Below are 12,997 nucleotides of genomic sequence, written 5' to 3'. Positions count from 1 at the left end.
AACCTTATTTGAAGGTTCCACTAGCTTGTTCTCGTGGCTTGAGCGCATCATGCGCCTCTGGCTTCAGGAACAGAAACACCACCAGCGCCGTGAGAAGGGTGATGGCGGTCAATAGCAGCAGAAGGTCGCTGAACGCATCAGAATATAGTGACACCAGCAATGCCCTTTCCGAACCGGGCATGGCGCTTGCCGCCATGGCAACGTCGCCGGCGGCAAGCCTCTGAGCGGCAGCAACCATATCCCCATGCCCAGGCAGCCGGTCCATTTTGCTCGCCAACAGCGCCGACAGAATTGCACTGACCACCGCGAGTGCCACACCCTCCCCTGCCACCCGCGTGGTGCTGAAGATGCCGGTCGCCATTCCGGCGCGTTCTTTAGGAACGACGCTGACCGCCAGCCCGTCCATCAGCCCCCATGGCAGGCTTATGCCTGTACCGATCACAAGCATCGGCAAGGCCGTCGTCCAGACAGGTGCCCCGACCGGGATAAGCGCCAGCCAGAACAGGCCGCCGGCCGAAATGAGCAAGCCCGTGCCGCAGAGCGTCGCGGGATGGAACCAGCGCGTTAGCAGTCCAGCCGCAACGGGGAGGATTAGCAGCGGCGCGGACAGCGCGATCATCAACATGCCCGCCTCAACCTCGCGCATGCCTTCAATGCCGATGAAGCGCGCCGGAAGCAGGATCAGCAACACGACGAAGCCATAGGCAGGGGCCGCCGCCAGAAGCTGTACGCCGACGAAGCGTGGATAGACAAACAAAGAGAGGTCAAGCATCGGTCGGGAGACAAATCGTTCAATCGCCACGAACATGAAGAGGAACAGCGCAGCGGTGATGAGCAGCCCGACGACCCTGCCGTCGCTCCAGCCGCGTTCGGGCGCAAGCAGAACGCCATAGGTGAATAGCCCGAGTGTGGCGGTGAAGGTCAGTGTACCGGCCCAGTCGAGAGTGCGGGCATCCGGATCCCGGCTTTCCTTTAGCGTGCGCCAACCGAGAGCAAAGGCAAAAACGGCGAAGATCACTACCGCGAGAAAGATGCTGCGCCAGCCGAAGATCTCGATCATCACCCCGGACGCGACTGGGCCGAGCGACAGGCCGACGCCGAAGCTGGTCCCGACGATGCTGAAGGCGCGAAACCGGGTCGGGCCCTCGAACTCCTGTGCGAGTGCAGCCATGCCGCCGGAAAAAGCTGCCGCTGCCGCAAATCCCTGGGCTGCGCGTAACAGATCGAAGACTAGTATGTCCGGTGCGAGGACGAGTGCAAGGGAGACCAAAGCAAACGATCCGACACCGATCAGGAATATGCGCCTGCGACCGTAACTGTCGGACAGCGCCCCCGCTGCCATCAGGCTAGACCCGAAGGTCAGCATGAAGGCGTTCGTCACCCAAGCGATCTCCAAAGGGCTGCCCCCCAATGTCCGGCCGATCGCGGGCAGCGCTACCGCGGTGCCAGTGAATGTCAAAGGCATGGCGGCGGCGGCGAGGCACACCGCCAGCAGCGCCAACCATTGGGAGGTACTATCAGAATGTTTCGAGTGCGGGGACATGACTACTCCTGGAACTGGAGACCGCCGCCAAGACGGGCGGTCTGTTTCCAAATCAATATATCGGCGCTTGAATGTCGAAAAATATTGCCAATCTTCCGTTCATAACGGACTATAACGCTCGAATAGAACTGAAATGGATGTCTTATTATGGATCGATTATCCGGCATGATGGCCTTCGTTCGCACGGCCGATCTCGGCAGCTTCGTTGCCGCCGGACGGCTGCTCGGCCTGTCGCCGTCTGCCGTTGGCAAAGCCGTGACAAAGCTCGAAAGCCAGCTTGGTGTCAGACTTTTTCAACGCTCGACCCGCAGCTTGCGCCTCACAGAGGAAGGCCAGGCATTTCACCAGCGGTGCCGACACATTCTCGATGAACTCGACGACGCCCAGGAAACGTTGCTGAGAACCCGGGAAACCCCGCGCGGACGCGTCAGGGTCAGCGCACCGATTGTCGCCTATCACTTGCTGTTGCCGGTGCTCCCGGAATTCCTGTCACTGTACCCGGAAATCGAACTCGATCTCGATTTCACAGACCGGATCGTGGATCTGATCGATGAGGGCGTCGATGTCGCCGTCCGTAGCGGGCAATTGCCGGACAGCCGCATCATGGTGCGCGCGCTGCGTCCGTTTCAACTGCTTCTCTGCGCTTCTCCCGCCTATCTAGAACGGAAGGGAACACCCACCCGCCCGCGCGACTTGTCCGACCATGTGGGGATCGGATTTCGTTATCCCAACAGCGGGAAGATTCAGGACTGGCCGCTCATTCTTCCGGTAGGGGAGCCGGAGGTGCGTGTGCGCCATATCCTGACTTGCAATAACATGGAAGCCCTGCGCGGCGCCGTGCTGGGTGGGCTCGGCATCGGCTGTATGCCTGATTTTCTGGCGGCGGGGTCACTGAGAACGGGCGACCTTCTACCGGTGCTAGTCGATCACCTCAGTGCTCCCGGCCAGTTCAACCTGATCTGGCCCTCGAGCCGCCACCTATCCCCCAAAATAAGGGTATTCGTCGATTTTATCAGCGCCCGGCTCTTTTCAAGTGAATGTCAGCCCGCGTCCAGGATATGATGTCGAGATTGGCAGCGGTCGATGCCTCTCCGACCGCGGCAGATTAAAGCTCGGACAAGTCTTCCGTGGCAAGGCCGGATTGAGACGCTAGTGCCCCATTTGCTCGCGCAGGCGCGGCGTAATCCAGTCGAGAAAGCACCGCACCTTCAATGGAAGGGGATGGGCAGGCCCGTAGATGACGTTCACAGGCAGCGGTTCGGGCTCGAACTCCTTCAGCACTTCCTGCAGAGTACCGGAGCGCAATTGCTCGGCTATCTGATAAGAGAGCACGCGGATCATGCCCATGCCGGCCACTGCCGCCTGAATGGCAGCCTCCGTCGTATTGACCGCGAATTTGGGACGGGGCTCGACAGCGAAAGCCGCACCGTCGCGACGGTAACGCCATTCCGGTGCGGTCGCAAAGCCCTGAAAGCTTATGCCGTCATGCTGACTGAGTTCTTCCGGCTGACACGGAACGCCTCGGCGGGCAAGATAGTCAGGGCTCGCGCAGATCACTCGCCGGACGGCGCCAACTCGCGTTGCGATAAGCGCGCTGTCCTCCAGATGTCCGATCCGCAGCGCGACATCGACGTGCTCGTCTGCCAGACTTAGCTGCCGATCGGTGAGGGTCAGGCGCATGTTGATATCGGGTTGCTCCTTCAGGAACTCCAGAGCTATGGGCAGAAGATGGCGTTCGCCGAAGGCAACTGGTGCTGTCACATGAAGCCCTCCACGCAGTGCGACATAATCGCCGCTGGCCTGCCGCTCAACCGTATCCAATTCGTCAAGAATACGACGTGCCGCGGCAACGAAGCTGCGGCCCTCATCGGTCAGGGTAAGGCCGCGGCGGGTGCGCAGAACCAGACGTACGCCAAGGTGCTTTTCTAGATCCGCTACCTTGCGGCTGACCGTTGCGAGCGGTGCATGCAATCGCCGCGCCCCAGCCGAGAGGCTGCCGGCGTCCACTACCGCCAGCAGTACCGACATGGCTTCAAACCGATCCATCGTATCCTTCCATAAATTGAGAGAGATATTCCCAAAAAGGCAGGATACTCCGGATGTTTCGGATATCCTAGCTTTTGTGTCATCCGCGGGACGACAACCGGCCTTCCGTATTGCCAGCGATCAGGAGAACACGTCATGCCTCAACTTTCACGTCGTGCCTTTGCCGGCGCTCTTCCCCTCGGTCTCCTCGGAGGAGGATTGATCGGCGGCGCGCCGGCCCTTGCGACAACGCGTGACACCGCCGCCAGGCCGGCCAGCATTACGCCCATGGCGCAGATACGCATCGGTCGTTTTACGGTGACTGCGTTGACAGACGGGTATGCCGACATGCCTTACGACTATTTTCCGGGACGAAGCCCCGCGGCGGTCGAACAGGCGGCGACCGCTCAATTCACGGCCCGGCCAAGCGGGGTGAGGTTCCTCTTCAATCAGTACCTCATCGACGATGGCGAGCGCCGCATCCTGATCGATGCCGGCGCAGCGGGCTCGATCGGGCAGACCGGCAAACTTCCGCAGGCGCTCGGCGCGCTTGGTCTGCAGCCTGACCAGATCGATGCTGTGATCGTGACGCATATGCATCAGGATCACATGGGTGGCTTGATCGTCGGTGGCAAAAACAACTACCCGAAGGCAGAACTCTACATCGATCGTCGCGACGTCGCCCATTGGACCGACCCGGCCAAACGCAGTGGCGCACCCGAATATCTGCATACCAGCTTTCAGATGGCGGATGAGGTCGTGCGCCTCTATCCCAATCTCCAGGCGATTGACGGAGAACGTGAAATTGTGCGCGGCATCTCGATTGTCGATCTCACAGGCCACACGCCAGGCCACATTGGTGTCAGGGTGGAAGACGACGGAAAGAGCCTGATCATGGTTTCGGACATGATCTTTCCAGTCGTGCATCCGGGTGCGACCGACGTGTTCTTCCTGTTCGAGCAGGACCGCGTAGCCGCCAAGGCAATGCGCGATCGCTTTTTTCCTCGCGCCGCTTCGGAGGGCGTGCTCATCGCCGCCACGCACATGCCGTTCCCGGGGCTCGGGCGTGTTGTTACCGATCAAGGGCAGATGCGTTGGGAGGTAGCGGACTGGGCCTTGCAGGATTGAGATGGGCTTCGACCGTCTGGAAAGGGTAAAACGGAATGAGCAAATATCTCAATATGGCCACGACGCCTTCCGTGGCGGCCGCGCAGGACCATTACGGCAGCGCGGACCAGTGGGCGCGGATCGGCGCGCGCGGTGGTGTCGATGAGACTGCGCAGAGCCAGCGCCTTGGTCCGGCGGAAACAGCCTTTATCCGGGAGCGCGACGGCTTTTATCTCGCCAGTGTCTCGGAAACTGGCTGGCCCTATGTCCAGTACCGTGGTGGACCGACCGGCTTCCTCACCACTCTGGAGCCAACATTGCTAGGCTTTGCAGATTTTCGCGGTAACCGGCAATATATCACGACAGGCAATGTGCGGGCGAACGACCGCGTCTCACTGTTTCTCATGGACTACGCGCACCGACGACGCCTGAAAATCTTTGCTCGCATGCACATCATCGACGCAAGCGATGATCCGTTGCTGGCGAAAAAGCTGAGCGTGCCTGACTATTCAGCCCGGGTGGAGCGTCTCGTCCTCATCGCCGTGGAGGCGTTTGACTGGAACTGCCCGCAGCATATTACACCGCGCTTTACGCTTGCCGAACTGGAGCGTTGGCGATCGGAGTAACCAGAACTGTTGTTCCTTTGTGGCGGTTTCGAACTCTTTGTCGCCCGAATGGGACGAGGGAGCATTGCATCTCGATCATTTCGGCCTCGATTTTCAAGATTTTGCTTTCCTATAAGGAGAAGGCTTGCCGGTCAGTTTGTGCGGAAACGGCGCTATTTCCCTGGACAGGAAGAGTCGAGTGTCACAGTTCATCCAGTGTTTCGTTGAGCGACTCGATACTGCGCAGGCGTATACGGCCATTCGTACCAGCCTTTTCAAGGCAACGAGTGATGAGAACATGGCAAAGGGCCATTACTGCCGTATGATTGAACAGCGGGCCTGGAGCCAGGGTCTGGCACTGAAAATGCCAAGTTGCATTCGTATCAAAGGGGGCTCCTTCGTCGGTCACGTAAAGAAGCTGCGCCTTTGTGCGTCGGATATGATCAATGATCGCATCGGATTGGCTGGTCCTGCGACGCAGCCCGAAGAAAACTACGACGTCATTTTCGCCGACGCTGACTAGATGTTCGCCCATGGTCTGCCCGGGGCCCGGGGTGACGGCGATGCTTTCGATGACCTGTGTAAGCTGCCATTGCAGATAGGCTGCAAAGGGGTGGCTGCTGCGAAAGCCTATAACCCAGACTTTGCGTGCGTGAAGCAGTGCAGTGACGGCGCGGTCGATCTGGCTTTCCGAAATCCCGAGAAATGTGGCTTCCAGATTGGCGAGAGCTTGTGCGACATGTGCCTTGATTGATTGTTCGGCGCCGGCATCGGCAGCGCGCGCCAGGAAAAGCCGCGAACCCGTCTGCTTTTCCGCCCGGGCGTGTCGTCTGGCTTCCTCGTAATTGTCGTAGCCGAGCCGTTTGATGAAACGTGTCACGGTCGCCTTGGAAACATGCGCCAGCGCTGCAAGCTCCTGGGCTGAATAGCTGGCGAGTTCGCCGGGAAAATCGCAGACGAACTCTCCAATCCGCTTTTCTGCAGGATGAAGATCCGGCAGCGACTGCCTGACGCGGGACAGGAACGATCTTTCCTTGGGCACGCGATGCTCCGGCGAAATCTCAACGGCACAACTTTCAGCCACCTTGTCGCGGCTTGCAACAGAAAAGTAACGAGGCCGTAAGCCGTATTATATCCGTTACCGTCGCTCGGTCTTCCTGCTTTCAAGCGCTATTGTCCGGATGAGCAGTTCCACGGCCGACCGGATTGGCGCAATGATCGGGGCGGACAGGGAACGTTGCAGGTCATCGGCCGCTTGCCCCAGCGGTCCACCACCGATGATGACGACCTCGGCGCCGTCTTGGTCGAAACATTCCCGAGCGGCTATTTCCAGCGCAACATGCAGTGCTTCGGGATCTGAAGCAAGAAGCCTTGGATCTCCCCTGGTCAACCGCGTGCCGGTGAAGAGCGACGTCAAACCGAACGTTTGCACCTTCGCGGCAAAGCTTCCCACCAGATCCGGCGTCACGGTCGCGATCCCAAAACGTCGGCCATCTGCCGAGGCTTCCAACATGCTTGCCTGGCAGATACCGACACAGGGAAGACCGGATACCGCAGCGAGACGTTCCAGCCCCGGATCACCGAAAGCACAGACGATCAAGCCGTCACTTCGACCGGCCAGATCAAGCCCCATCTTCACAACTCCATCGTCGGCGGCGGCCAGTTCGGCGTCGTTGAGGATCATAGGTACGCCATGCTCTGCCGTGCATCCTTCGATAGCAAAGCCGCACGGGAGATAGGTGCGAGCGATTTCCGTCATCATGGCCGTCGTGACCGGAGATGTGTTCGGATTGATTAGTCCTATGCGTTTCATGATTTCCGGGACACCACGAAGGTCCACCCGCCTTGTCTGTTGTAATAGCGATTGCTTATGATCAACGCGCGTTCAATTGGGGCATAGGCAGGCGACACCCGTTCCCCCGGACAAGGACACGAGCGGTGGCACCTGCGTACGACAGAGGTCGGTTACCTGCGCACATCGCGGCGCAAAAGCACAGCCCGGCGGCATGGACGCCAGATCGGGCGGTGCACCGGGAATGGTAATCAACCGGTCACGTTCCCCGGCCAGTTCAACGCGGGCGTCGAGCAAGCCCTTTGTATAGGGGTGACGCGGGTTGCGGATGATATCGCCCACCTGCCCCTGCTCCACGATACGGCCCGCATACATCACCGCGATTCGGTCAGCCACTTCAGCCGCCACGCCGATATCATGCGTGACGAAAATGACCGATAGCCCGTATTCACGCTGCAGTTCACGGATGAGCAGCAATATCTGGATCTGGACCGTGGCATCAAGGGCCGTCGTTGGCTCGTCGGCTAACAAAACTTTCGGATTGCAAGCGAGCGCCATCGCGATCATGGCGCGCTGAAGCATGCCACCCGACATTTCATGGGGATAATTGGCAAGACGCCGCTGCGGCGATGGAATGCGCACTTTCTCGAACAGCGCAAGCGCCCGCTCGGCAGCCACGGCACGCGACACCTTCTCGTGGCGCATGATGGTTTCCTCGATCTGCTCGCCTACGGTATAGACCGGATCGAGCGCCAGACGCGGCTCCTGGAACACCATGGAAACGACCGCACCCCTCAGGTCGGCAAGCGCGCGGTTGGAAAGCGCAGTCACATCGCGGCCATCGACGGTCATGCCACCCTCGATCAATGTTCCTTTGGGGTGAAGCCGCAACAGGGAGCGCATAGTCACGCTTTTGCCCGACCCGGATTCGCCAAGCAGCGCAACCACCTCGCCGGGCTTCACGGACAGGCTGACACCGTTGACGGCCCTGACCGCCTTGCCGCCGCGCCGGAACGTGACGGAAAGGTCGCGAATATCAATCATTGCATCGTTCTGCATGGTCATGCCTCCATCATTGCCGGGGCGCGGCTGTGTCCGGAACCGGGCGCCGCCATGAGGCAGGCGGCCGCCTGATCGCTGGAAATTCCGGTCAACGGCGGCAACGTTCGCTGACAGACATCCTCGGCAAAACTGCACCGCGTATGGAAACGGCAACCGGATGGCGGGTCTATCGGGTTGGGTGGGTCTCCGCTCAAAGGGGGAATCTCGGTTCGCTCTGCCGGATCCATTTTTGGCATGGAAGCAAGCAGTGCGGCGGAATAGGGATGGCGGGTATTGCCGTAAATAGCCTCGCGGCTGCCAACCTCCGCCACCTTGCCGAGATACATGACCATAACCCTGTTGCACATGAAGCGCACGACGTTGAGATCGTGCGAGATGAATAGGTAGGTCAGGCCAAAATCGCGTTTGAGGTCAAGAAGGAGGTTCAGAACCTGCGCTTCCACGGACTTGTCGAGTGCCGAAACCGCCTCGTCCAAAATGACGAGACGCGGTTCGAGCGCCAGGGCACGGGCAATATTGACACGCTGCCTCTGTCCGCCGGAAAGCTCGTGAGGGTAACGGCCCGCGAAACGCGATGGCTCCAGGCCAACGCGGTGAAGCAGATCATGCGCCGTGGCAATCGCCTTTGCAGCGGGCACTCCGTGTACCTGCGGGGCAAAGGCGATCGACTCCTCGATCGTCAGTCTTGGATTGAGAGAGGCGTAACTATCCTGAAAGACCATCTGCACCTGACGGCGATAGGCCGACAGCGGCAAGGTGCCTCCAACCGTTTCGCCATCGAACAGAACCTCCCCCTGATCCGGCGCAATCAACTGCATAAGAAGCCGCGCCGTCGTCGATTTACCGCAGCCGCTTTCACCGACCACGCCAAGCGTCTCACCCTTGAGAATATCGAAGTCGACCCCATCAACCGCACGCACCAGTTTCTTCGGTTTGAGAAAGCCGCTGCCCTTGACGGGAAAGTGCTTGAGAAGCCCGCGAACGGAAATCAGCGGCTGGGCGGGACCACCCCGTTCACCGACAGGCAATTCGAAAGCCGGTTTTCCAACGATGCTCATCATGACTTCACGTCCATGGCTGTGCGCAGCCCGTCAGAGAAAAGGTTGAAACCGATCGACGTGATGAAGATCATCACGCCGGGAAGAGCCGCGACGAAGGGATTGGTATAGATCGCCGTGCGCAACGTATTCAGCATCAGCCCCCATTCAGCATCAGGCGGACGCACGCCAAGCCCCAAGAACGACAGGCCCGATGCGAGGATCATCGACACCGAAATCAGGCTCGTGGCGAAGACAAAGATAGGCCCTAACACGTTTCCGAGAATATGAACGCGAATGATGGTGAAGGTTGGCGCACCCGATGCGCGCGCTGCATCGACATAATCCAGCTTGCGTACCTGGGTGGTCACGCTTTCGGCGACACGGGCGATCTGCGGAATGAACACGACCGTCAGCGAAACAAGTGCATTGGTAAGGCCGGAACCAAGCGCACCCGACAACGCGACGGCAAGCAACACCGAGGGAAAAGCGTAAAACACATCGACGGTACGCATGATCAGCGTGTTGATCAAACCTCCCGCGTAACCGGCGATGATGCCGATTGCAGAGCCGATCACAAACGCGATGGGGACCGGAACGACGCCCATGATCAGCGACAGCCGAGCCCCATAAATCAAGCGCGAAAGCATGTCGCGACCGAGTTCGTCGGTCCCTAGAATGTAACCTTCCGTTCCAATGGGCTTCAGGCGACGGATCACGCTGCCCTTCGCCGGATCGTAGGGAGCGAGATAAGGAGCGAATATCGCAATGAGAACCAGAAGAACGAGAAGTGCCAGCGCCGCCATCGCGATTGGATCGCGACGGAGGCGCCTCAAGACGCCGCTCCAGAAGCCGGGCGACTTGGCAATCTTCTCGACGGGAATTTCATGTGTTGCGGCAATGACGGCCATGCTCAGCTCCTCTGGATGCGGGGATCGATGGCACTCTGCAACACGTCGATCACGAGATTGAGGAAAACGAAAAACATCGCAAGCACGAGGATAGTGCCTTGCAGGATGGGCAGATCACGGGTGAAAATCGCACCATTGAGAAGGAAGCCGGTGCCCGGCCAGGAAAATACCGTCTCGATCAGGATTGACCCGCCGAGCAGATATCCAAGTTGCAGGCCCATGACAGAGAGCGCCGTGGGCGCGGCATTGCGCACCACATGGCGCAGGATACGCCCTCGCATCAATCCCTTGGCCGCAAGCGCCTGAGTAAAATCCTGTGCGAGTATATCCGCCACCAGTGAGCGGATAGTGCGGGCAATGATGCCCATTGGAATGACCGACATGGTGATGGCCGGCAGAACGAGGTATTGGAAGTACTCCCAGCTGAAGCTTCGACCGGACGAGCCACCCGGACCGCCCCCCATTGCCGGCAACCAACCGAGCGTGACGGAAAAGGCGATGACAAGCACCATACCGAGCCAGTAGTGCGGAACACTGACGCCCAGCATTGCGATCCCCGATGACAGGCGGTCGATCCAGCCACCGCGAAAAACACCAGCCAGAAAGCCAAGCGTTGCTCCACCGATAAAGCCGATGACCGCCGACGACAGGGCAAGGATGATCGAATTGATCGATGCATCGACGATATCGGCAAGAACGGGTCGTCCGGTGGCGATGGACGTACCCAGATCGCCCTGAAGGGCGTGCCACAGCCAAAGCGCGTATTGTACAGGCAAAGGTCGGTCCAGACCGTAGAATGCGCGCATCTGCGCCTGCATTTCCGCAGAGGCATCCGATGGGAGGATAGCAGCAAGCGGATCACCGGGCGCGATATGGATCAGCATGAAACAAACGATACTCACGCCGATCGTGACGGGAATGACGTGCAATAGTCGTTTTAGCGCGTAGAGCAGCATGATGTCCTCGCAAGGGTCAGATCGGGCATCGTAAACGGTCGGTCGGGCTCGTTTCCCGGCCAACCGCTGCGCGGACTTAAGGATCCATGGTGATCGTCGAGAAGTCCTGGAACCAGTTCTGCGCCTGAACGAAGCCCTTCACCTTGGCAGACATGGCACGCGGATTGACATCATGCGTCACCATGAGGAAGAGAGCGTCGTCGACATATTTCTCGTGGATCTTCTGGAGGACCTTGTCCTGCTCCGCTGCGTCGAAGGTATTGCGTACCTTATCGAACAAGGCATCCATTTCCTGATCACAGTAGAAACCCCAGTTGGTGCCGTTTGGCGGCGCCAGATTGCACTGCGACTGGCGGATCAAGGCCGTGAAAGGATCCTGAATGAAGTAGCTGTAGTTGACGGCCGTGGCACCCTTTGCGCTCGGGTCTTTGGCACCGGCGCGCCAGATGTTGATGACGGTGTTCCAGTCGGCAACTTCATATTCGACATTGATGCCGATTTCCGACAGGGTCTGCTGGATGTATTCGTTCATGGCGAGCGGCAGCATCTGGCCGGAACCGGAGGAAGAGATCACGACCTTTGTGGTGATGGGCTTGTCCGGGCCGTAACCGGCTTCGGCCATCAGCTTCTTGGCTTCCTCGACATTATATTCAAGCTTGAAGGTCGGTTTGCCGAACCACTGATGCCCGGGCGGAAGATACCCCTGTGCCGGAACCGACAGGCCGCCGAGCAGTTCATTGAGGCCTTCGCGGTCAACGGCAAGGTTGGCAGCCTTGCGAACGCGGATATCATTCCATGGCGACCCTTCGACACGCGACAGATGCCACGTCCAGTTATGCGGATAGGAATTGGTGACGATGCTGAACCCGGCATCCTTCAACGACTTGACCGAATCCGGTGCGGGCGCCTCAATCCAGTCGACCTGACCGGAACGCAACGCGGCTACGCGGGTGTTCGGCTCGGGAAGCGGGACGAGCACCAGTTTGTCGAGTTTCGGCACACGCGCCTTGTCCCAATAGTCTTTATTGGGGGTCAGTTCAGCGCGCTCACGCGGCGTGAAGCCGTTTTCTATTTTCCATGGGCCCGTGCCGGAAGGCTTCTGGGCAACGGCATCCCAGTTCTTACCCTGCGCTTCCCAGTTTGCCGGGGAGGACATGAGGACCCAGCTCAACTGATAGGGAAGCGTCGCATCGGGGCTCTTGGTGACGATCTCAACCGTCAGCGGATCGATGACCCTGTAGGAGGCAACCGCTGGAATGCGAGATCTGCCCTGCGCCGACTGGCGCTTGTCGAACTGCGGCGCATCCGTCACCAGCAGCTTGTCGAGGTTCCAAACTACGGCCGCCGCATCGAAAGTGCTGCCGTCATGGAACTTGACGCCGTCACGCAGCCTGAACGTCCATTTGGTCTTGTCGACGGGATTGACGTCCCATGAGGTTGCAAGCGCCGGGATCAGGGCGGAGGGTTTATCTGCACTCGAGAGGTCCCATTCGATCAAAGCATTATAGAGGGTGTAGCCCATGAAACGTTGGCCTTCTCCGCCCTGATCAGTCTGGCCAGTGGTGAGCGGTATGTCGGAGGCGGTCATGCCGATACGAAGCGTCCCGGCCGCCAAGGCTCCAGACGCATGCCCGACCACCAGCGAGACGATGGCGCCGCCTGCCAAAGCTGCCATCCGCAGACCTTTGAGTATCGGAGGTTTCTTCCCGGATATCTGCATCATGCTGTTCCCTCTTTTTGTTGCCGGGTTGCTGCCCGGTCAAAAAAGAGGAAGCAGATTTCATGCCAGTTTAGGTGAAACTGAGATTTCATATTGTTATCAATATGAAAGACGGAAGACTTGGCTGCAGAGAAATAAGGGCTTGATTCAGCCGAATGCAAAAAATCTAGGCTATGCCACATTTGCAGTTGTACATCTGCGTCCAATGATCATGTCGTCGGCTCATGTTGCCCCCCACA

At 59.1% G+C, this 12,997-nt stretch carries 12 protein-coding genes; 3 read left to right on the top strand and 9 right to left on the bottom strand.

Annotation, left to right across the window (positions count from 1 at the left end; translation table 11 throughout):
* Positions 1-4: 4 nt before the first annotated feature.
* Positions 5-1,543 carry an MFS transporter gene (locus CFBP5499_RS20590; RefSeq protein WP_080828834.1) on the bottom strand — a complete coding sequence of 513 codons (1,539 nt, stop codon included), beginning with the start codon at positions 1,541-1,543 and terminating at the stop codon, positions 5-7.
* Between the two features lie 147 nt (positions 1,544-1,690).
* Here CFBP5499_RS20590 and CFBP5499_RS20585 point away from each other — a divergent pair, with 147 nt between their 5' ends.
* The gene (locus CFBP5499_RS20585) at positions 1,691-2,605 is read left to right on the top strand and encodes a LysR family transcriptional regulator (protein ID WP_080828836.1); all 915 of its coding nucleotides are present in this window, start codon (positions 1,691-1,693) and stop codon (positions 2,603-2,605) included.
* 87 nt (positions 2,606-2,692) lie between these two features.
* Here the strand turns inward: CFBP5499_RS20585 and CFBP5499_RS20580 are convergent, their stop codons facing one another.
* Entirely contained in the window at positions 2,693-3,589 is an 897-nt protein-coding gene (locus CFBP5499_RS20580; protein ID WP_080828838.1) for a LysR family transcriptional regulator, read from the bottom strand.
* Positions 3,590-3,724: 135 nt separating this feature from the next.
* On the opposite strand from CFBP5499_RS20580, the gene CFBP5499_RS20575 reads away from it, so the two are divergent.
* Positions 3,725-4,696: an MBL fold metallo-hydrolase gene (locus CFBP5499_RS20575; RefSeq protein ID WP_080828840.1), complete on the top strand. Its 972-nt coding sequence runs from the start codon at positions 3,725-3,727 to the stop codon at positions 4,694-4,696.
* Positions 4,697-4,731: 35 nt separating this feature from the next.
* On the top strand, positions 4,732-5,301 hold the full coding sequence (locus CFBP5499_RS20570) for a pyridoxamine 5'-phosphate oxidase family protein (protein ID WP_080828841.1): 570 nt from the start codon (positions 4,732-4,734) through the stop codon (positions 5,299-5,301).
* A gap of 181 nt (positions 5,302-5,482) precedes the next feature.
* Here CFBP5499_RS20570 and CFBP5499_RS20565 read toward each other — a convergent pair whose 3' ends face one another.
* The 7 genes from CFBP5499_RS20565 to CFBP5499_RS20535 form a co-directional block, all read right to left on the bottom strand.
* On the bottom strand, positions 5,483-6,322 hold the full coding sequence (locus CFBP5499_RS20565) for a MurR/RpiR family transcriptional regulator (RefSeq protein ID WP_080828843.1): 840 nt from the start codon (positions 6,320-6,322) through the stop codon (positions 5,483-5,485).
* A 96-nt stretch (positions 6,323-6,418) separates the two neighbouring features.
* On the bottom strand, positions 6,419-7,093 hold the full coding sequence (locus CFBP5499_RS20560; RefSeq protein ID WP_130932544.1) for an aspartate/glutamate racemase family protein: 675 nt from the start codon (positions 7,091-7,093) through the stop codon (positions 6,419-6,421).
* Between the two features lie 72 nt (positions 7,094-7,165).
* Complete coding sequence (locus CFBP5499_RS20555) at positions 7,166-8,131, bottom strand: ABC transporter ATP-binding protein (protein ID WP_371506927.1); 966 nt, start codon at positions 8,129-8,131, stop codon at positions 7,166-7,168.
* Positions 8,132-8,133: 2 nt separating this feature from the next.
* Positions 8,134-9,195, bottom strand: a complete 1,062-nt coding sequence (locus tag CFBP5499_RS20550; protein ID WP_130932545.1) for an ABC transporter ATP-binding protein — start codon at positions 9,193-9,195, stop codon at positions 8,134-8,136.
* Complete coding sequence (locus CFBP5499_RS20545) at positions 9,192-10,082, bottom strand: ABC transporter permease (protein ID WP_080828849.1); 891 nt, start codon at positions 10,080-10,082, stop codon at positions 9,192-9,194. The genes CFBP5499_RS20550 and CFBP5499_RS20545 overlap by 4 nt, the downstream gene beginning before the upstream one ends.
* Positions 10,083-10,084: 2 nt before the next feature.
* A complete protein-coding gene (locus CFBP5499_RS20540; protein ID WP_080828851.1) occupies positions 10,085-11,038 on the bottom strand; it encodes an ABC transporter permease in 954 nt (317 codons plus the stop codon).
* A gap of 76 nt (positions 11,039-11,114) precedes the next feature.
* On the bottom strand, positions 11,115-12,713 hold the full coding sequence (locus CFBP5499_RS20535; protein ID WP_233284223.1) for an ABC transporter substrate-binding protein: 1,599 nt from the start codon (positions 12,711-12,713) through the stop codon (positions 11,115-11,117).
* Between the last annotated feature and the right edge of the window lie 284 nt (positions 12,714-12,997).

The organism is Agrobacterium tumefaciens, assembly GCF_005221325.1.
In the GTDB taxonomy this organism is placed as follows: domain Bacteria; phylum Pseudomonadota; class Alphaproteobacteria; order Rhizobiales; family Rhizobiaceae; genus Agrobacterium.
Note: the sequence above shows the minus strand (reverse complement) of the source record. Positions and strands in the feature narration are given on the sequence as shown.

Bases quoted from the DNA above. Each gene is read 5' to 3' on its own strand.
- CFBP5499_RS20580 (WP_080828838.1), bottom strand. From the start codon at position 3,589: ATGGATCGGTTTGAAGCCATGTCGGTACTGCTGGCGGTAGTGGACGCC.
- CFBP5499_RS20535 (WP_233284223.1), bottom strand. From the start codon at position 12,713: ATGGCAGCTTTGGCAGGCGGCGCCATCGTCTCGCTGGTGGTCGGGCAT.
- CFBP5499_RS20575 (WP_080828840.1), top strand. From the start codon at position 3,725: ATGCCTCAACTTTCACGTCGTGCCTTTGCCGGCGCTCTTCCCCTCGGT.
- CFBP5499_RS20570 (WP_080828841.1), top strand. From the start codon at position 4,732: ATGAGCAAATATCTCAATATGGCCACGACGCCTTCCGTGGCGGCCGCG.
- CFBP5499_RS20545 (WP_080828849.1), bottom strand. From the start codon at position 10,082: ATGGCCGTCATTGCCGCAACACATGAAATTCCCGTCGAGAAGATTGCC.
- CFBP5499_RS20590 (WP_080828834.1), bottom strand. From the start codon at position 1,543: ATGTCCCCGCACTCGAAACATTCTGATAGTACCTCCCAATGGTTGGCG.
- CFBP5499_RS20550 (WP_130932545.1), bottom strand. From the start codon at position 9,195: ATGATGAGCATCGTTGGAAAACCGGCTTTCGAATTGCCTGTCGGTGAA.
- CFBP5499_RS20540 (WP_080828851.1), bottom strand. From the start codon at position 11,038: ATGCTGCTCTACGCGCTAAAACGACTATTGCACGTCATTCCCGTCACG.
- CFBP5499_RS20585 (WP_080828836.1), top strand. From the start codon at position 1,691: ATGGATCGATTATCCGGCATGATGGCCTTCGTTCGCACGGCCGATCTC.
- CFBP5499_RS20560 (WP_130932544.1), bottom strand. From the start codon at position 7,093: ATGAAACGCATAGGACTAATCAATCCGAACACATCTCCGGTCACGACG.
- CFBP5499_RS20555 (WP_371506927.1), bottom strand. From the start codon at position 8,131: ATGCAGAACGATGCAATGATTGATATTCGCGACCTTTCCGTCACGTTC.